Source organism: Sphingorhabdus sp., from assembly GCF_044239045.1.
Taxonomy (GTDB): Bacteria; Pseudomonadota; Alphaproteobacteria; order Sphingomonadales; family Sphingomonadaceae; genus Sphingorhabdus_B.
In genome coordinates this window covers 1-16,774 of sequence record NZ_JBIICD010000003.1, presented here as the reverse complement: position 1 = coordinate 16,774, position 16,774 = coordinate 1, and the positions used below count along the sequence as shown (strand labels likewise).

The window sequence follows — 16,774 nt, the reverse complement described above, 5'->3', positions numbered from 1 at the left end:
ACTGTGTTTTACGCAATAATTTATGCGCGGTCGGTGGAAATAACCGCCATTGTAATGCGTGAGATACAGACCAGCTTTCCCGCTTCATCCTCTATCCGAATTGACCAGATTTGTGTAGTGCGGCCAATCGATTCCGACGTCGCCGTGGCAAAAACAAAGCCGTCCTTGACTGGCCGAATATGATTTGCGTTGATTTCCATCCCGACCGTCGCAAACTTGCTGGGGTCAACAGTCATAGCTGCGGCGGTGGAGCCAACTGTTTCCGCCAAAACCACCGATGCGCCGCCGTGAAGCCGTCCATAAGGCTGCTTCGTGCGTGCATCGACGGGCATGCGCGCCGTGATCCAATTGTCACCATAATCGACAAATTCGATGCCCACAAAACCGGGCATGCAATGCGCGCTACTCGCGGTCAACGCGGCAAGATCAAGCTTTTCGTGAAACCATATAGACATGCCATCTCCATGCGCGAAGCAACGGAAACTGTCTAGGGCAAGTTGCTGTTGGTTGACAGGTCCTTAGGTTAGCGGCTGTGACTTGTCCGCACATCCGCGATAACAAGTTGGCGACAATGCTGTTACAGTGCAAACTCCTACTGCCGTAAATATGAAATGTTTCCATGGCACCGAGCCTTAAACAAACAAAAAGGATTGATTTTCGTGAAGCCCGTGCCCGGTTCAAGCAAATTGAAAGCTCGAAAAACCCCTACAGACGCGCGCTATTTTAACCGCGAGCTGTCTTGGCTGAAATTTAATGAGCGGGTGTTGGAAGAAGCGTCGAACCCTGCCCATCCTTTATTGGAGCGCCTGCGCTTCCTGTCGATTTCGGGCACGAACCTTGATGAGTTTTTCATGGTCCGCGTGGCTGGCTTACGCGGGCAGCAGCAGCGGCAAATCGAAGAGCTGTCGATCGATGGCCGCACGCCATCCGAGCAGCTCGCCGACACCGTTGCTGCGGCGGACCGACTGATGATCCAGCAACAGAAATTGTGGCGCAAGCTGATGACGGAATTGGCGGGCAAAGGGATTAAGATCGTTCAACCGTCCGCGATGGGAAAGACCCTGCAGACGCAAGTGGGTAAATATTTCCGCGAGCAAATCTTGCCGGTCCTCACCCCACAAGCCTTAGACCCAGCGCATCCATTCCCCTTCATTCCCAACCAAGGCCTTAGCCTTATTTTCGATATGCGCCGCAAGGACAATAATGAGGTTGTCAGGCAATTGGTGCTGATCCCGCAATCGCTGGCCCGCTTTGTCCGGCTGCCCGGAGCTGGCACGCGTTTTGTGACCATTGAGGCGTTGATCAAGCATTTCGTCGGTCAAATGTTTCCGGATTATCGATTGATCGCTGCTGGCGCCTTCCGCATTATCCGCGACAGCGACATCGAGGTGGAGGAAGAAGCCGAAGACCTCGTCCGTTATTTTCGCAGCGCCATTAAACGTCGCCGTCGCGGGCGGATCATCCGACTGAAACTGGAAAAAGGCCTGCCGAGCGAACTGGCGACGTTGATCCGTTCCGAACTTGGCGCGGGCGCATCGATCGTTGTCGAAACCGTCGGATTTTTGGGCATTGGCGATTTAAACCAGTTGGTCGACGAAGACCGCCCATCGTTAAAATTCCCGCCTTATTCGGCGCGCTTCCCCGAACGCATATTGGAACATGACGGCGATTGTTTTTCGGCGATCAGTCAAAAAGACATCGTTATTCACCACCCATATGAAAGCTTCGACGTGGTGCTTGCCTTCCTGCAACAGGCTGCGCTGGATCCCGACGTTGTCGCCATTAAGCAAACGCTGTATCGTGCTGGTAAGCAGTCCGCCGTCATTCGTGCCTTATGCGAGGCGGCAGAGGCCGGGAAATCCGTCACGGCCATTGTTGAGCTGAAGGCGCGGTTTGACGAAGAGCAAAATCTCCATTGGGCGTCGCAGTTAGAAAATTCCGGCGTTCAGGTGGTCTACGGCTTTGTCGACATGAAAACGCACGCCAAAATTTCGTTGGTAGTCCGGCGTGAGGCCGACGGCTTCCGCACTTATTGCCACTTAGGTACGGGCAATTATCACCCCATCACCGCCAAAGTATATACCGACATCAGCTTCTTTACCGCAGACCCGCGCGTCGGCCATGATGCCGGTCAGATTTTCAATTATATCACGGGTTATATTCCGCCAACCGAGCTCAAGCTGTTGACGATGAGCCCGCTTGGCTTGCGCGAAAAAATCATGTCGTTGATTGACGATGAAATCGCCCATGTTGCCGCTGGGCGGCCGGGCGCGGTATGGGCAAAGCTGAACTCGCTGGTGGATAAGGCGGTCATCGACAAATTATATGAGGCAAGCGAAGCCGGTGTAGAAATCGACCTTGTGGTCCGCGGCATTTGTTGTTTGCGACCCGGTGTGAAGGGCATTTCGTCGCGGATACGGGTAAAATCAGTTGTCGGACGTTTTCTGGAGCATAGCCGCATCTGGGCCATGGGCAATGGCGCGGATCTGCCCAATCGGGAGGCAAGGGTGTTCATCTCCTCGGCCGACTGGATGTCGCGCAATTTCGACCGCCGCGTCGAATATATGCTGCCAATTGAGAACCCGACGGTGCATGATCAGATCTTGGATCAGGTTATGGTTGCAAACCTGCTCGACAACCAGCAAAGCTGGATGCTCCGTTCCGACGGTCGCTATGAAAGGGTAAAAGCGGGTAGCATGCCATTTAATCTGCATCATTATTTCATGACAAATGCGTCGCTTTCGGGACGCGGAGGCGCGCTCGCAGATGACAAGAAGGTTCCAACTTTGAGCCTTGTCCGACAAAGATGAGGGCGGTGCGTCAGGCCGTCATTGATATTGGCTCCAACACTGTCCGGCTCGTGGTTTATGCAGGGTCGCCGCGCGCGCCTTTGCCCATTTACAATGAAAAAAGCCGCGTAAAACTAGGTGCCTGCCTTGCGGGCGACGGCGAAATTGACAAGGCAACGATGAAAAAAGCGTTGGCCGCATTGGCCCGCTTTGAAACGCTTGCACGCACGATGCAGGTCGACAGCCTACGGGTGGTTGCGACAGCCGCGACACGTGAGGCGAAGAACGGGCAGGAGTTGGTCGAAAAGGCTGCTGCACTTGGCATAAATGTCGATGTGCTCGACGGCGATGCCGAAGCCACCGCGGCGGGATATGGCGTGCTCAGCGACAATCCCTTTGCTAATGGCTATGTCGGCGATCTGGGCGGCGGCAGCCTTGAGCTTATCCGCATATCCGATGGCAAATTAGGCGCGCGCGTGTCGCTGCCGCTGGGGACATTGCGGCATGACATATTGGCGGGCAAAACGCCCAAGCAAATCACGCAGATGCTGCGCAATGACATTTTCCAGACGATGGGTAAGGGCACCTTTCCAATGGAAACTGGCCTGCCCTTTTACATGATCGGCGGTTCTTGGCGGACATTTGCACGTCTGCACATGCATGCAACGGGCTATCCACTGACCATATTATCAAATTATGAGATGCCGCCTGAAGCGCCGGAATTTCTCGCGTCGTTTGTGCAAGACCGCGACGCACTCACGCAGTCCAATGTCGTCGCTGCGGGCCGTATTTCGGAGCTGCCGGGGGCGGCGGCATTATTGGGTGGCATTGTGGGTCTATTAAAGCCCAGAAAGCTTGTAACGAGCATCTATGGCCTACGTGAAGGCTTGTTATACGAACAACTGACTCCGACTGAGCGAAAGCAAGACCCGTTAATTGCCTCGGCGCGTTTTGAAGGCGAAAGGCTGGGGCGTTTTCCCTTTCATGGTGATGCCTTGGCCGATTGGATTGCGCCAGTATTCGCCGGGCAAAGCGACCATGATGCACGATTGTGCCGGGCGGCATGTTTGCTATCCGACAGCGTGTGGAACGTGAACCCCGAATATCGCGCCGACCATGCGCTTGATCTTGCGCTTGACGGCAGTTGGCCCGGTGTCAGCGCCAGCGACCGCGCTGTCATCGCGGCGGCGCTATGGACGGTACATGCAGGAAAGCGTACGTTGCCCGAAATGCTGCCAGCTTTGGCCAAGCCGGGCGCGCTGGCGCAAGCCGTGATCTGGGGCCTCGCTATCCGCCTGGCACACCGCCTCGACGGCGGCACGGGGGGTGCATTACCCGACAGCCGCATCGACGGCGACGGCGCGACGTTACGGCTACACCTGAGCGGCTCTGCCATTCGCTTGCAGTCGAACAGCGTCCAGCGTCGTTTGCAAGCTTTGGGCGAAGCGCTGGGTTACGCGCAGTCGGAGATTATGGGTTGAAGGTGGAGGCAAAGGATTTCGCGCCCCATTATTCCCTAAACCAACACGTTCAGCAAAAACCACCGTCGCACCAGCGAAGGCTGGTGCCCATCACGTGTGCCTGGGCAGGCCGACAGGCGCGATAGGCCCCAGCCTGCGCTGGGGCGACCATCCCCCCTCATCCCATCGGGTATAATATCTCTTTCGTCACCTTGTGCACCGCGGTCATCACTTCAGCGCTCAACTTCAGGTCGATTGCGGCGAAGATATCGTCGAGTTGATCTTCCTTGCTTACGCCCACAATCGTGGATGCCACAAAATCATGCTGCTTCGACCAAGCCGTTGCCAGCGTCACGGGCGACATGCCAGCTTCCTTGGCAATTTCGACGATCCGCATCGTGCTTTCGAGCGCGCGGGGCCCGGCAAAACGTTGTGCCATTTCGACCTGACGTGATCCGGCCATTTCCAGATAACGCGAGAAACGCGCGCCTTCAGGACGGGCGCCGTCGAGATATTTGCCCGACAACACGCCGCCGCCCAAAGGCGAATAAGGCAGTAACGACACGCCTTCCTGACGGCAGACTTGTTTCAGCTCATCTTCAAAGCGGCGGTTGTTGATCGAAAAATTATTCTGGATGCTTTCGTAACGTGCCACGCCAAGCCGTTCCGATGTCGCCAGCGACTTCATCAGGCCATAGCTTGTTTCATTTGAGCAACCCAAGACGCGGACTTTGCCGGAGCGCACCAGTTCGTCGAGCACTTCCATCGTCTCATCATAGGCAAGGCCGTGGTCTGGCCAATGCGTCTGGTACAGGTCGATATAGTCGGTCTGCAAACGGCGCAGGCTTTCTTCGACCGCAGTGATGATATTGTGCCGGTCAAGTGTGGTCATGCCGCCGCGCTTGGGGGATTTGAACCAAGTATGGCTTGGCCCCGAAACCTTTGTCGCCATGATGATGGCGTCGCGGTTCTTACCCTTCATCCAGCGGCCGACAATATCCTCTGTCCTGCCAACCCATTTAATGTCGGGTGGCACGGGATAGCCTTCTGCTGTGTCAAAAAAGTTGATGCCCGCGTCCAGACATTTGTCAAGAATGCGGTGCGCCTCCGCTTCATCGGTTTGCGACCCAAAGGTCATGGTGCCCATACAGATGTCGGACACGTAAATGGCGCTTTTGCCGATGCGACGATGCTCCATATTTTACTCTCCCTAATATTGTCCGGCCGCGCCAACGACCAAAAATGCGAGCGCAGCAATTAAGCCCGCCACGCGGTTTGAACGGAAATGACCAAGCGCGTTGCTGCCATCGGATTTTAGCGACACGAACTGCATCCCCAAATGAAAGGCCACCGGAAGAAGCGCAACTAAGGCCTGCTTTTCGGGCCGAACGCTCCAGATCGCCATGCCCCAGCCAAGAATCGTCAAGACATAAAATGCCGCCACGCCAAGCCGGACGCTGCCGCCGAGCCGCAAGGCGCTCGATTTAATACCAACCAACGCATCATCCTCGCGGTCCTGCATCGCGTACATCGTGTCATAGCCGACGACCCAGAATATCGTACCCGCATAGAGCCAGAACATCGCCGCATTTGCCTGCCCGGTGATCGCGATCCAACCGACCAATGCACCCCAGCTAAACACCAGACCAAGCCACAATTGCGGCCACCATGTGATGCGTTTCATAAACGGATATGCGGCGACCAGAAGGATGCTGCTTAAGGCGACAATCTGCGCCTCCCACCGAAGCTGGAACAGCACCAGCAGGCCAAGCGCGCATAAGCCAAGCAGAAAAGCCCATGCGCCACGCACGCTTACATCACCGCGCGGCAAGGGCCGCGATGCCGTGCGCGCGACTTGCGCGTCCAGATTGCGGTCGACAATATCATTGTAGACGCACCCTGCCCCGCGCATCACAATCGCGCCGAGCAGCATCCACAAGGCAAGGTCCCAACGCGGAACAAGCCCGCCCGAAAGCGCCAAGCCAAATACACAGGGCCAGAACAAGAGCCACCAGCCAATGGGACGGTCCAACCGCGCCAAAAGCACCAACGCGCGCAGCTTAACTGGCAGCAGGGCAATGATGCCCGTATATTCGCTGTCAGGTACAATTTTTGAAGTCATAGCTGTGGCCCTGCCAAAAATTATCCGGCGCGTCATCTGCGAAGTTTAGGGCGCTCAACTTGATAGATGACGCCGCCCGCTTTTGCGGTTAGACACGGGTCCATGCCCGCAACACCCGCCTGGCCCCCAAAATCAACGCCGCGGTTGTTTGTGGAACAGCCGCTGGAACTTGGCGCTTCCCTGAACATCTCTGGCAATAGCGCACATTATTTGTTGGGCGTGATGCGTCTGAAAGAAGGCGCGCCGGTCAAATTGTTCGATGACATTTCGGGCGAATATCTCGCGACCGTTTCGCGCATCAGCAAACGTGATCTTGATCTTACGGTTGAATCAAAATTGCGTGCGCGCGAAACCACACCCGATCTATGGATCGCCCAAGCGCTGATCAAAAAGGACCGCTTTGACTGGATCGCAGAAAAAGCATGCGAATTGGGCGTCGCGCGCTTTGTGCCCGTGCTAACCGCCCGCTGCGTCGTGGATAAGGTTAAAGATGACCGCCTGCGTGCCCATATGATTGAAGCCGCCGAGCAATGTGAACGCACCGCTTTGCCACAGATTGCGCCGTTGACGAAACTTGAGGCGCTGTTGAAGGATTGGCCAGCCGAGCGGACATTGTATTTCTGCGACGAACGCGGTGGGGAACCGTTTCTGGAAGCCATAAAAGATGGGCCAGCCGCGATATTGATTGGCCCAGAAGGCGGCTTCACCGATAGCGAAAATGCCTGTATTCGCGCGCATCCGAATGCCCGCCCCGTTTCGCTTGGTCCAAGAATATTGCGGGCTGACACGGCCGCCATATCAGCGATTTCTATTTGGATGGCAAAGAATGGCGATTGGTCCGCTTAGCCGACGCCGCGACAGACCCGTTCAATACTGCATAACGGGATAACATTAATCTACTGGCAATATCGCCACGACATTTCTAAACCCCCGCGATGAGCACAAAAACCGTTTCAAACCGCATAGATCCCGTGATCGAAACGCGCGACCAAATGGTCGCCGCCATTGCCAAGGGCGAAAAGCCCAAGGATCGCTGGCGCATTGGCACCGAGCACGAAAAATTCGTGTATAATCGCGCCGACCATCATGCCCCGTCTTATGATGAACCGGGCGGTATCCATGACCTGTTGATGGCGCTGACCGAATTCGGTTGGGAACCGATATACGAAAACGGCAAGGTTATCGCGATGAGCGGCGCCGACGGCACCGTTAGCCTCGAACCTGCTGGGCAACTTGAACTGTCCGGCGCGCCTTTGGAAAATCTGCACCAAACATGCGCCGAAACCGGACGACATTTGAAACAGGTAAAGGCCATTGGCGACAAGACCGGCACTGGTTTTCTAGGCCTTGGGCTATGGCCCGATAAGACGCGGGCTGAACTGCCGATCATGCCTAAGGGCCGATATGACATCATGCTGCGCCATATGCCGCGCGTCGGCAGCATGGGTCTCGACATGATGCTGCGCACCTGCACGATTCAGGTCAATCTCGATTATTCGAGCGAAGCCGACATGGCGCATAAGTTCCGGACATCGCTTGCGCTGCAGCCGCTTGCAACGGCGCTATTCGCCAATTCACCGTTCTTGGAAGGCAAGCCAAACGGATTTTTGTCTTACCGTAGCCATATCTGGTCCGACACCGATCCGCAGCGCACGGGCATGTTGCCTTTCGTGTTCGATGCCAATTTTGGTTATGAACAATATGTCGATTATATGCTCAAGGTGCCGATGTATTTCGTCTATCGCGACGGCAAATATATCGATGCTTCGGGCCTTGATTTCCGCGACTTCCTAAGAGGCGAACTCTCGGTGCTACCCGGCGAAAAGCCTACGGTGAGCGACTGGGAAGACCATATGTCCACCGCCTTTCCCGAAGTGCGGTTGAAAAGCTTCTTGGAAATGCGCGGTGCCGATGGCGGCCCATGGAACCGCATCTGCGCATTGCCCGCTTTCTGGGTCGGCTTGCTCTATGATCAAGGTGCCTTGGATGCCGCATGGGACGAGGTAAAGCATTGGACGATGGAACAGCGCGAGGCGTTGCGTAACGCCGTCCCTGCGCAGGGCCTGAACGCCGCGATACCGGGCGGCGGTAAGCTGCTGGATTTGGCCGGACGCATCCTCGACATATCGTCATCGGGCTTGGCCGCGCGCAATTGCCTGAACGCCAGCGGTGACAATGAAACCGGCTATCTCGACCCGTTGCGCGAAATCGTCGCCAGCGGCAAAACCGTCTCGGAAGTTTTGCTTGAGAAATATCACGGCGAATGGGCCGGCGATGTATCGCGCGTCTATGACGAGATGAGTTTCTAGCGCGATATTGTCGAAAGCAGACTTGCCCCGTTCGCATATCGGGGTTAAGGGCATCCTTCCTCGCTGAAAAGCGAGGTGCAGGAGTTTAGCTCAGTTGGTAGAGCATCGGTCTCCAAAACCGAGGGTCGTGGGTTCGAGTCCCCCAACTCCTGCCATTTTCTTACATCGTTAGAAATGGTGACTGGGTAGGCCTCAATGCGCCTTACGCTTGGTAACCATGTGATACACCCACACAATCACCGCGCCGATGGCAAGACCGACGACGCCGCTCATCGCTGCATCTGCGACCCACGCCAGCGCACCTTCGTAGAGGCCGAAAAACTCCGCCGGATGGATGCCGAAGCCATGGACGATGATCTGCCCGCCCACCCACAGCATGGCCGCTGTGCCGATGGTCGACAAGGCGGCGAGTAATTTGGGCATGCCCTTGACCAAGCCCCGACCAATAGCTTGTGAAGCGCCATTTTCGCGCCCAGCCAACTTTAATCCGATATCGTCCATTTTCACAATCAGGCCAACGACGCCATAGACCCCGATGGTGACGGCGATAGCGACAAAGGCCAATGTCCCTGCCTCCAACCAAATAGATGTCGCCGCAAGGCTTTTCACTTCATTGAGGGCAATCGCCATGATTTCGGCGGACAAGATGAAATCAGTGCGTACGGCGCCTTTCACCATCGCCGTTTCATGTTCGGTGCTGGTCAACTCCGCCAGTTCCTCCAGCAGATTCTCTTCTTCATGTGGGGCGATTTTTTCCCACACTTTTTCCGCGCCTTCGAAACACAGATACGCGCCGCCCAGCATCAGAATCGGCGTAATTGCCCATGGCAGGAACAGGCTGAGCAACAAGGCGACCGGCAATATGATCACCAGCTTGTTGAAGAATGAACCTTTGGCGATACGCCAGATAATCGGCAATTCGCGGTCAGGGGTAAAGCCCGTGACATATTGCGGCGTCACCGCTGTATCGTCAATGACAACCCCTGCGGCCTTGCTGCCTGCCTTACCCGCTGCGGCCGCGACATCATCGACAGAAGCGGCTGCCACCTTTGCAATGGTGGCGATATCGTCGAGTAAAGCAGCAAGACCGGATGGCATTTGGGGTGGTTCCTTGGCAAGATTGAGCTTGAGGGAGATAACCCAAAAGCCCGATAGTTCAAGGCACTTCAACATCGTTCATGTGGCCAACCGGCTTTCCTAAACATACTTGCCTCAGGCCGAATCCATCGCTAAAGGCCTAGTCTTTCCGAAATAGGAACCTATATCGCTCTCGACCCGCCGGTCGGAGCGCTGGCGGCTATCCTCGGGATCGAACAGAAAGAAACGACATGGCAAAGAATAGCCCCGGTGAATTCATCCGTCAGGTGCGGACCGAAATCGGCAAGGTAGTATGGCCTACAAGGCAGGAAACCGTGCAGACCGCTATCATGGTGTTAATCATGACGATCATCCTTGCCATCTTCTTTTTAGGCGTCGACGCGGTATTTGCCGCAATCGTAAAGGGACTGCTCGCGCTCGCCGAAGGCTAAAAACAGCCCCTTCAAAGAGTTTTTGGGAAAAGAAATAATTATGGCACGCTGGTACATCATTCACGCTTATTCGGGCTTTGAAAACAAGGTTCGCGACCAGATTCTGGCAGAGGCGGAGCGCATCGGTCTCTCGCAATTGGTCGAAGCTGTAGAGGTTCCGACCGAACAGGTTACCGAAGTGCGTCGCGGCAAGAAGATCAAAGCTGAACGCAAATTTTTCCCTGGCTATGTTCTGGCAAAGCTGAACATGAACGATGATGTGTATCACTTGGTCAAGAACACGCCAAAGGTCACTGGATTTCTGGGCGCCGGCAATAAGCCGCAACCGATCACCGAATCCGAAGCCGCCCGCATCCTCAATACTAAGCAGGAACTCGAAGCCGCACCCAAGAAGCGCGTTTCGGTCGACTACGAAATTGGCGATCAGGTCAAGGTACTTGGCGGCCCATTTGCAAGCTTCAACGGCTTGGTCGAAGAACTCGACTTCGACAAGAACCGCGTCAAGGTATCGGTCAGCATCTTTGGCCGTGCAACACCGGTCGAGTTGGACTTTGAAGAAGTTGAATTGATGAAGTGATGGTCTCACCCACCGTCACACTTCGACTACCCTCACCCTGAACTTGTTCTAGGGTGACGAGTGTGTTGATTTAAGCGTCGCGTTAGACTATTTGCGCCCCTCTGCTGATGAGAATCAGAAGAACCCGTGCGGGAGGTTGTTGCCAAGGCTATTTGGACACGACTGTTTGACCGCTTAATTTGACCCGTTGTTATTCCGGCAATTTCGGGGAAAGAATGAAAGGACGCCATATATGGCAAAGAAAATTGACGGCTATATCGGCCTGCAAGTCCCTGCAGGTTCAGCCACACCATCCCCGCCAATCGGCCCTGCTTTGGGTCAGCGCGGCGTGAACATCATGGAATTCTGCAAGCAGTTCAATGCGGCGACCGCCGACATGGAAAAAGGCACGCCCATTCCAACGAAGATCACGGTATTTGCTGATAAGAGCTTTACCTTCGTCATGAAGTCACCGCCAGCGACCTTTCTGATCAAGAAGGTTCTCGGTTTGAAGTCCGGTTCGAAAGAGCCAGGCAAGGTGTCGGCTGGTAAGATTACCCGCAAGCAACTGGAAGAAGTCGCGACCCTTAAAATGGCCGACCTCAATGCGAACGACATGGACGCAGCAGTAAAAATCATCGCAGGCTCGGCTACCGCCATGGGCCTCGAAGTCGTGGAGGGTTGAGAACATGGCCAAGCTAACCAAAAAAGCAAAGTCGCTCGCACATCTCGATGCTGATAAGCTGTACAGCGTTGATGAAGCGCTGAAGACCATCAAGGAATTGGCGACCGCCAAATTTGACGAAACCATCGAAGTCGCGATGAACTTGGGCGTTGACCCACGTCATGCTGACCAAATGGTGCGCGGCATGGTTTCGCTTCCTGCTGGTACCGGTAAGGAAATGAAGGTTGCCGTGTTCGCACGTGGCGACAAGGCGACTGCAGCAACGGCTGCTGGTGCTGACAAGGTCGGCGCTGAAGACCTGATGGAAGATATGCTGGCTGGCAATCTCGATTATGACCGCGTGATTGCAACGCCGGACATGATGGGCATCGTTGGCCGCTTGGGTAAGACTTTGGGTCCAAAGGGCCTGATGCCTAACCCGAAGCTTGGAACGGTCACCATGGACGTCGCTGAAGCCGTTAAGGCGGCAAAGGCCGGTCAGGTTGAGTTCCGCGTTGAAAAGCAAGGCATCATCCACAGCGGCATCGGTAAGAAAAGCTTCACCGATTCCGACCTGCGCAAGAATTTCGACGCATTGGTCGATGCTGTCATCAAGAACAAGCCAAGCGGATCAAAGGGCAAATATGTCCGCCGCGTGGCGATCAGCTCGTCCATGGGCCCAGGCCTTAAGATTGATCTGGCAGACGTCGCTGGCGTATAACGCACTGCTTTACACCAAACAAAAAAGGGGCTGGAGGGAAACCTCCGGCCCTTTTTCTTTGCGGTCCATGCCGTTCTCCAATAGCTTTTCATGATGCGAATTTTATTGGCCTTTTTTATTGCGCTGCTTCCATTGGCCGCCGTTGCGGCTGAACCGGTCCAGCCAAAAGCCCCCAAACCCGTCATATCGCGCGCCGTTCCAATCAGGGATATCACCCCCGGGATCGAAGTTTTGCTTTCCGACCGATTGGAGTTGCTCGCGGGAAAACGGGTCGCATTGTTGACCAACCAGACCGGCGTTGATCGCAAAGGCGTCCGCAACGTCGATCTGCTGCGCGCGCATCCTGCTATCAATCTTGTCGCGCTTTTTAGCCCGGAACATGGTGTGCGCGGCGTGGCACAAGCGGGAGAGAAAGTGGCTTCGGGCATTGATTCCAAATCCGGCTTGCCCGTCTACAGCCTCTACGGCGAAACCAAGATGCCGACTGACAAGATGATGCAAGGCATTGATATTGTGCTGGTCGATCTGCAGGACGTCGGTACGCGTTTTTATACATATTCCTCCACGCTTTTGTACATGTTGCGCGCTGCAGAGACATCGGGGGCCGAGGTAATCGTGCTGGACCGTCCCAATCCGCAAGGCGGTGTAATGATCGAGGGACCGGTGCTCGAACCTGCATTTGCCTCTTTCGTTGGAAGCTTTGCCATGCCGGTACGTCACGCTATGACCTTCGGCGAGCTCGCGCAGATGTTCGTCGGCGAGGATAAGCTGCGCACGCGCCTTCATATCATTCCCATGCGCGGCTGGTATCGGGACTTGGCACCCTATTTCGCTTGGAATTTACCTTGGGTGCCGCCCTCACCCAATATGCGGTCACCCCAAACCGCAGCAGTTTATCCCGGCACGGCATTGTTTGAAGGCACCAACATCTCCGAAGGACGGGGCAGCGAAAAACCCTTCGAATATATCGGTTCGCCTTTCATCGATGGCGCGGCACTGGCGGAACGATTGAATCTAATCGGATTGCCCGGTGTCGAATTCAAGCCTGTTTCCTTTACACCAAATTTTTCCAAATATGCCGGACAGCTGTGTCACGGCGTGTGGGTCATCCCCACCAACCGTGCAACATTCCAGCCATTCCGCACCGGCATCGCTTTGGTGAAGACGGTTCATGAGTTGTATCCGGGCAAATTTCAATTCCAACCCGGTGACCCGAGCTTTTTCGACCAGCTGGCAGGAACCGACATGGTCCGTAAAAGCATTCTCGACGGAAAATCAGTCAGCGATATCGAACGTCAATCGCAACCAGGGCTTGACGCCTTCATGAAGGTACGGGCGCGGTATCTAATCTATCCTTGATATCGCAACCTAAGCAGCAAACCCCAAATGCGACCGCCGTCCCGATGCATAATTGCCATGGGAAGGCCAGAGCCTTCCACGCCATTGGCAGGCCAAGACTGTCCACGACATAATGCTGTTGCAGCAGGATTGTGATAAAACCAGCCAGCAGCGCGGCAATTACCGACCATGTCGCTCCGCGTTTCGTAAACACAACGGTAGCATAGACACCCAGCAAGCCGGAATAGGCAAAGACCATGACGCCAAGCACGAATTCGAGCAAAGGCGTATCGCTATAACGCTGCCAGTAGAAACACAGTATCGACATCGCAAATAGCGCACATGCGAGCAATATAATCGCCGCGCGTCCTGCGTTGACTATATGCTGCTCGCTTGAAGCTGCGCCGCGCCGTTCCAGCCAAGGCCGGTAAAAATCGTTCACGACCACTGCGGACATCGAGATAAGGCCTGAATTGATGGCTGCCGCTGCAATGACGCCTACGGTGACCAGCCCGCGCAGGCCGGGCGGGATTTCGGACAGGATGAAAGACATGAAGACCGTGATTTTTTCGCCTGCGAACGCGTTGGTCGCACCAACGCTAACGCCCATCAGGTCGGGGCGGTTGTAGAAAATGTGGAGCAGCGACCCTATCGCCATGAATAACGCCACCACAGGGATTGCCGCCCACATGCTTGCATACAGCGCACGTTTGCCCGATTGGGCGTTTTCACATGCGAGAAAGCGCTGCGTCGTGTCCTGATCAAGGCCCGCATTGCCGATATTGAGCAGCACCAATCCGGTCAGGATTGCCCAAATAGTAAACGGCTTGCTAAGGTCGAACGACCAGTCAAACAAACGGAGCTTGTCCATTCCGTCCGGTGCATATTTAAGCGCTTCCCAGATTTCAGGCGCGGGTGCGGGAATTTTCACCAGCAAAAAGATGAACACCAGCACCGCGCCGCCGAGGTAGAGCACGACCTGTACCAAGTCGCTCCAGATAACGGCATTCAGCCCGCCGAACAGTGTGAAAACAACCCCGAAGACAACAAGCACCGCCGACGCGATAATGATATGTTGTGGCTCGACATCAAGGAAGATGATCATCGAAACCGCAATAGCGGCAAGATATAGCCGCGCGCCGCTCGCCAAGATCCGACCGACAAGATACATCCCCGCTGCTGCGCGTCTCGCGGTCGCGTCGAACCGTGTTTCCAGCAATTCATAAACTGTGGTCGCACCGATTGCGTAGAATCGCGGGATTAGGAAACGGGCGACGACAAAGGCAGCGATGATCGCGGCGAAGTTGCTTGTGAGATAACTGTAATCGCCGCGGTAGCTGTTATCGGGGGCACCGAGAAATGTTGCCGCCGACTGCATCGTCGACAGAACGGACACTGCAACCAACCAGACCGGCGCATGATGGCCGGCAAGGAAATAGTCATCCGCAGTTTTGGTCCGCCGTGTCGCCTGATAGCCGGAAAATGCTAGCAATACGACATAAGCAAACAATATGCCCCAGTCATAAATGGTGAATGCTAATGGCATGAACGCTCCCTTAAGGCGCAGCCTCTAAAGGAACACACCTGTTTGTTCAAATACGCTACCGCGCCATATATGCATCCAACGTTTCGTGGTAATGGCGGATGCGGCTTTCCTGATAGCGCGCAAGGGTCACGCCCGGCTTTTTCGAAGCCCGAAGCCCGCGCTGAATGCGCATCAGATTATCGGTGTCCTGATCAGCAACCATTGCGGCCGAGCCAAGCTCCGGTGCATCAGCCCATTTTTGATCAAGCCCAAGCATCGTCATTTTCGCAGGTTCCGGATGCGATCCGTCGGGTGCTTTGGAAAACAAGAACATGATTTCCATGATCGAGCTTTCCGGATCGTCGCCATTTGGACGGAAGCGATAAGTAATCGGTAACGCCTGCCCGCCCCAGGGCACCATATTGGGGAACAGCATATACTCAATCAGGTCCAGCGATTCCGAGTCCGATAGAGCTGACATGTCGCGGCCAATCGAGCGCGAAATCTTCTCTCGTGCACGTTCGGCCAGCTTGCCCCGCGCCGTTTCACCTTCGCCCACTTCAATGGGTTTGCCCGCAAAAAAGGGCACGTCGCGGCGCATTTCTTCGATCGTCTGTTCGGGCGTCGTCGCTGGTTTCGACGGACTGGCGACGCCTTGCACGCTGATCATCCGGCTGACATGACGCACAGCTGGCCAAATGTCATATTGGGTGTTGCTGTCGCCATAATAGCTCAGCACCTGTCCATGCGCGAACGGTACATGGTACGCTTCGACAAAAGCCTCCATCGCCAGTTTCCAGTTGCAGGGCATAATCTTGGCAACATGCGCCGCGACATAGCGGTCTTCCAGATTGAACGACGCAAAATGCGCGGGCAAATTTTCGAGATAGGTTTCAAGCGGCTCGGCATCGGCATCAAAATTGATGAAAACAAAGCCCCCCCATAGGCCAACTCGCGCTTCGGGAAGGTTCATCTTGTCTTTGTCGACATGGGGGAAATCCCATTGCCCCGGAATGACGGATAACGCGCCATCCAACTTCCACGTCCAGCCATGAAATGGGCACCGAAATTGCTTCACACATCCGCCTTCAGTGCGCAGCATCGTGCCACGATGCAGGCACGAGTTGATATAAGCCTTAATCTCGTCCGGCCCCGTGCGCACGACAATCAAGGAGTCATGGACGATATCATAAACAACATGATCGCCGACATTGGGGATATGCTCCAACCGGCACGCAAGTTGCCATGTCTTGCGCCAAACTTGTTCCACTTCGCGATCATGCCAGTCTTTAGAAAAATACCGGTCAATCGACACATCTGCGCTGCTTTGCCCGATGGCAGGCGATTCCACGCGCATGATGTCCGGCGCGGCGTTCCTATCGCTATCCAATATCTCCTGCACTGATGGGCCGGGACGGCGCGCAATGATGTTGTCCAACTCACTCTCCCCAATATGTCTTGCACCATCCTGCCGCCATGGTAGCAACTGCGCAATGACCAATTTACAGCATCGCCACCTCATTCAAATGACCCTAACCGTTGATTTTGCCGGCATGGTCAGCATCGGCCAGACCCCAGCTGGCATGCGCCGCATCGCGCCTGTCACCGGCGGTCATTTCAGAGGCGAACGGTTGAACGGCACGGTGCTGCCCGGCGGCAATGATTGGGTGATTAACCGGAATGACGGTGTCATGGTTGTCGACGTTCGTCTGACACTCCAAACCGATGACGGCGCGCTTATCTATCTGACCTATCAAGGGC

The 16,774-nt window shown here is 55.3% G+C and carries 16 protein-coding genes and 1 tRNA gene; 11 read left to right on the top strand and 6 right to left on the bottom strand.

Annotated elements, in window-relative coordinates:
• Positions 1-20: 20 nt before the first annotated feature.
• Positions 21-455, bottom strand: a complete 435-nt coding sequence (locus ACILP4_RS01785; RefSeq protein WP_395619042.1) for a hotdog fold thioesterase — start codon at positions 453-455, stop codon at positions 21-23.
• 156 nt (positions 456-611) lie between these two features.
• Between ACILP4_RS01785 and ACILP4_RS01780 the strand changes: the two genes are divergently transcribed.
• Positions 612-2,810, top strand: a complete 2,199-nt coding sequence (locus ACILP4_RS01780) for an RNA degradosome polyphosphate kinase (protein WP_395619041.1) — start codon at positions 612-614, stop codon at positions 2,808-2,810.
• 5 nt (positions 2,811-2,815) lie between these two features.
• Positions 2,816-4,270 carry a Ppx/GppA family phosphatase gene (locus tag ACILP4_RS01775; RefSeq protein ID WP_395619040.1) on the top strand — a complete coding sequence of 485 codons (1,455 nt, stop codon included), beginning with the start codon at positions 2,816-2,818 and terminating at the stop codon, positions 4,268-4,270.
• A gap of 157 nt (positions 4,271-4,427) precedes the next feature.
• Here ACILP4_RS01775 and ACILP4_RS01770 read toward each other — a convergent pair whose 3' ends face one another.
• Together ACILP4_RS01770 and ubiA are read right to left on the bottom strand one after the other, a co-directional pair.
• Entirely contained in the window at positions 4,428-5,447 is a 1,020-nt protein-coding gene (locus ACILP4_RS01770; protein ID WP_395619039.1) for an aldo/keto reductase, read from the bottom strand.
• A gap of 12 nt (positions 5,448-5,459) precedes the next feature.
• Positions 5,460-6,371: a 4-hydroxybenzoate octaprenyltransferase gene (gene ubiA / locus ACILP4_RS01765; RefSeq protein ID WP_395619038.1), complete on the bottom strand. Its 912-nt coding sequence runs from the start codon at positions 6,369-6,371 to the stop codon at positions 5,460-5,462.
• Between the two features lie 102 nt (positions 6,372-6,473).
• Between ubiA and ACILP4_RS01760 the strand changes: the two genes are divergently transcribed.
• The 3 genes from ACILP4_RS01760 to ACILP4_RS01750 all read left to right on the top strand — a co-directional run bounded on the left by ACILP4_RS01760 (position 6,474) and on the right by ACILP4_RS01750 (position 8,835).
• A complete protein-coding gene (locus tag ACILP4_RS01760; protein ID WP_395619037.1) occupies positions 6,474-7,217 on the top strand; it encodes a 16S rRNA (uracil(1498)-N(3))-methyltransferase in 744 nt (247 codons plus the stop codon).
• 89 nt (positions 7,218-7,306) lie between these two features.
• Positions 7,307-8,680, top strand: coding sequence for a glutamate--cysteine ligase (locus ACILP4_RS01755; protein ID WP_395619036.1), 1,374 nt, complete (start codon positions 7,307-7,309; stop codon positions 8,678-8,680).
• Positions 8,681-8,759: 79 nt separating this feature from the next.
• Positions 8,760-8,835: transfer RNA gene (locus ACILP4_RS01750), tRNA-Trp, on the top strand.
• A 37-nt stretch (positions 8,836-8,872) separates the two neighbouring features.
• On the opposite strand, the gene ACILP4_RS01745 is transcribed toward ACILP4_RS01750, so the two are convergent.
• Positions 8,873-9,778: a DUF808 domain-containing protein gene (locus ACILP4_RS01745; protein WP_395619128.1), complete on the bottom strand. Its 906-nt coding sequence runs from the start codon at positions 9,776-9,778 to the stop codon at positions 8,873-8,875.
• A 230-nt stretch (positions 9,779-10,008) separates the two neighbouring features.
• Between ACILP4_RS01745 and secE the strand changes: the two genes are divergently transcribed.
• The 5 genes from secE to ACILP4_RS01720 all read left to right on the top strand — a co-directional run bounded on the left by secE (position 10,009) and on the right by ACILP4_RS01720 (position 13,509).
• Entirely contained in the window at positions 10,009-10,209 is a 201-nt protein-coding gene (gene secE, locus ACILP4_RS01740) for a preprotein translocase subunit SecE (RefSeq protein WP_125229785.1), read from the top strand.
• A gap of 40 nt (positions 10,210-10,249) precedes the next feature.
• A complete protein-coding gene (gene nusG, locus ACILP4_RS01735; RefSeq protein WP_395619035.1) occupies positions 10,250-10,786 on the top strand; it encodes a transcription termination/antitermination protein NusG in 537 nt (178 codons plus the stop codon).
• Between the two features lie 232 nt (positions 10,787-11,018).
• Positions 11,019-11,450 carry a 50S ribosomal protein L11 gene (gene rplK, locus ACILP4_RS01730; RefSeq protein WP_395619034.1) on the top strand — a complete coding sequence of 144 codons (432 nt, stop codon included), beginning with the start codon at positions 11,019-11,021 and terminating at the stop codon, positions 11,448-11,450.
• Between the two features lie 4 nt (positions 11,451-11,454).
• Positions 11,455-12,150 carry a 50S ribosomal protein L1 gene (gene rplA, locus ACILP4_RS01725; RefSeq protein WP_395619033.1) on the top strand — a complete coding sequence of 232 codons (696 nt, stop codon included), beginning with the start codon at positions 11,455-11,457 and terminating at the stop codon, positions 12,148-12,150.
• Positions 12,151-12,255: 105 nt separating this feature from the next.
• Positions 12,256-13,509, top strand: a complete 1,254-nt coding sequence (locus ACILP4_RS01720) for an exo-beta-N-acetylmuramidase NamZ domain-containing protein (RefSeq protein ID WP_395619032.1) — start codon at positions 12,256-12,258, stop codon at positions 13,507-13,509.
• Here the strand turns inward: ACILP4_RS01720 and ACILP4_RS01715 are convergent.
• Both ACILP4_RS01715 and ACILP4_RS01710 read right to left on the bottom strand, forming a co-directional pair.
• The gene (locus tag ACILP4_RS01715; protein WP_395619031.1) at positions 13,472-15,034 is read right to left on the bottom strand and encodes a sodium:solute symporter; all 1,563 of its coding nucleotides are present in this window, start codon (positions 15,032-15,034) and stop codon (positions 13,472-13,474) included. The two genes, ACILP4_RS01720 and ACILP4_RS01715, sit on opposite strands and share 38 nt — an antisense overlap.
• Before the next feature lie 55 nt (positions 15,035-15,089).
• Entirely contained in the window at positions 15,090-16,451 is a 1,362-nt protein-coding gene (locus tag ACILP4_RS01710) for an SRPBCC family protein (protein WP_395619030.1), read from the bottom strand.
• Positions 16,452-16,506: 55 nt separating this feature from the next.
• Between ACILP4_RS01710 and ACILP4_RS01705 the strand changes: the two genes are divergently transcribed.
• Positions 16,507-16,774 (top strand): DUF3237 domain-containing protein (locus ACILP4_RS01705; protein WP_395619029.1); only part of this gene is annotated, 268 nt, incomplete at its 3' end.

Coding starts and splice junctions, on each gene's coding strand:
- ACILP4_RS01785 (WP_395619042.1), bottom strand. CDS start 455: ATGTCTATATGGTTTCACGAAAAGCTTGATCTTGCCGCGTTGACCGCG.
- ACILP4_RS01780 (WP_395619041.1), top strand. CDS start 612: ATGTTTCCATGGCACCGAGCCTTAAACAAACAAAAAGGATTGATTTTC.
- ACILP4_RS01770 (WP_395619039.1), bottom strand. CDS start 5,447: ATGGAGCATCGTCGCATCGGCAAAAGCGCCATTTACGTGTCCGACATC.
- ubiA (WP_395619038.1), bottom strand. CDS start 6,371: ATGACTTCAAAAATTGTACCTGACAGCGAATATACGGGCATCATTGCC.
- ACILP4_RS01760 (WP_395619037.1), top strand. CDS start 6,474: ATGCCCGCAACACCCGCCTGGCCCCCAAAATCAACGCCGCGGTTGTTT.
- ACILP4_RS01755 (WP_395619036.1), top strand. CDS start 7,307: ATGAGCACAAAAACCGTTTCAAACCGCATAGATCCCGTGATCGAAACG.
- ACILP4_RS01745 (WP_395619128.1), bottom strand. CDS start 9,778: ATGCCATCCGGTCTTGCTGCTTTACTCGACGATATCGCCACCATTGCA.
- secE (WP_125229785.1), top strand. CDS start 10,009: ATGGCAAAGAATAGCCCCGGTGAATTCATCCGTCAGGTGCGGACCGAA.
- nusG (WP_395619035.1), top strand. CDS start 10,250: ATGGCACGCTGGTACATCATTCACGCTTATTCGGGCTTTGAAAACAAG.
- rplK (WP_395619034.1), top strand. CDS start 11,019: ATGGCAAAGAAAATTGACGGCTATATCGGCCTGCAAGTCCCTGCAGGT.
- rplA (WP_395619033.1), top strand. CDS start 11,455: ATGGCCAAGCTAACCAAAAAAGCAAAGTCGCTCGCACATCTCGATGCT.
- ACILP4_RS01715 (WP_395619031.1), bottom strand. CDS start 15,034: ATGCCATTAGCATTCACCATTTATGACTGGGGCATATTGTTTGCTTAT.